General features: G+C 61.1%; 1 protein-coding gene. It reads right to left on the bottom strand.

The features are described from left to right. The coding region (locus tag NK662_RS24515; protein WP_254761331.1) for a KUP/HAK/KT family potassium transporter at positions 1-436 on the bottom strand (436 nt) is incomplete at its 3' end. Positions 437-957: the final 521 nt, after the last annotated feature.

Here is a 957-nt window from a genome sequence, read left to right as displayed (position 1 = left end):
GCTGGTTCGGGATCATCCTGATCTTGGCGTACCGGGAGATCAGCGAGTAGAGCGCGAACGTGCCACCGTCGCCATTGTCGTTGGCGTAGAGGACGATGAAGACGTACTTGAGCATGGGGATGATGATGAGGGTGTAGAGGATGAGGGAGAGGACGCCGACGAGGTCGTCGCGGTGGCCGATGCCGTCCGGGAACGTGCTGGAGTAGACGTACAGCGGCGACGTGCCGATGTCGCCGTAGATGATGCCCACGCTCTGGAACGCCAGGTGCAGCGTCACCGCCCAGCTCACCGCCGACCCCCCGTGGTGCTTCCCGCCGCTCACCTTCTCCGCGTCTCCGAACAGCGAGTCGTGCCGCTTCAGCCTGCTCGCCGTCGCCGTCGCCGCCGGCTCGACGCCCGGCGAGCCCGAGCCCTCCACCTCCAGCGCCGACGACATCTCCGGGCACCTTGGAGGCTACTAGCTTAGCTTGCTGCTGATCTTCCTGCAGCGTACCCAGCAAAGACGACACTAACAACGCCGCGGCCGGCACCAAGAAGAGCTCAACGAGAGCCGGCGGCCGGCGATCAGCTAGCTTAGCCGGCCGGCAAGTTCAACTACAACAACAACGCGAGGTGTGGGATGTCAGGCGCATCAGCGTGCTCCAACCCGGCGTCGCATCTTAGCTGGGACGGCATCCACCTCACCGAGGCGTCCTACGGCCACATCGCCAAGGGCTGGCTCTACGGCCCGTTCGCCGACCCTCCCATCCTCGAGACCCGCCACCACTGATCGATCGAAAACACGATCGGTTTGTGATCCACTCGTTCGTTTGCATATATGACAAGCAGACACACACCACATACACACACACCTTCATATGCACTGGAGATGTGAAGGATAGCGAAAGGGGCCGGACAGGCAGAAGAACAGAGAATGTGATGGTTAATTTGTTCAGATTAATTAGATGGTTGGTTGGG

It is taken from the genome of Ectobacillus ponti, from assembly GCF_024294785.1.
GTDB classification, from domain to species: domain Bacteria; phylum Bacillota; class Bacilli; order Bacillales; family Bacillaceae_G; genus Ectobacillus; species Ectobacillus ponti.
The sequence above is the reverse complement of the archived record's forward strand: the minus strand, read 5'-3'. Positions and strand labels throughout refer to the sequence as shown.